General features: G+C 46.5%; 2 tRNA genes. Both read right to left on the reverse strand.

The window, feature by feature from the left end:
• Nucleotides 1-19: 19 nt before the first annotated feature.
• Nucleotides 20-93 (reverse strand) — tRNA-Arg (locus BWI97_RS27245).
• A 59-nt stretch (nt 94-152) separates the two neighbouring features.
• Nucleotides 153-226, reverse strand: a tRNA-Arg gene (locus BWI97_RS27250).
• Between the last annotated feature and the right edge of the window lie 118 nt (nt 227-344).

The raw sequence follows: 344 nt of genomic DNA on the forward strand, positions 1-344 counted from the left end.
AGCTGAAGCAGGCTTTGAGTGGTCGCGTAGGGATTCGAACCCCAAACCTTCTGATCCGTAGTCAGATGCTCTATCCAATTGAGCTACGCAACCGATACTCGATTACTGTTTTGGAATGTCGGACGGGTGGTGTAACCATTTTCCAACGGTAGTGGTCGCGTAGGGATTCGAACCCCAAACCTTCTGATCCGTAGTCAGATGCTCTATCCAATTGAGCTACGCAACCGTCCTTTGATCGTTTGATACTGGGTATCTTTCCGATCGGGAATGCAAAAGTAGTGACTTCAAGAGGCTTTGTCAAGCTTTCCCCGCAGCCTTTTTTTAAATAATTTACTTTTTGCTGA

Source organism: Siphonobacter sp. BAB-5405 (genome assembly GCF_002872335.1).
Classification (GTDB): domain Bacteria; phylum Bacteroidota; class Bacteroidia; order Cytophagales; family Spirosomataceae; genus Siphonobacter.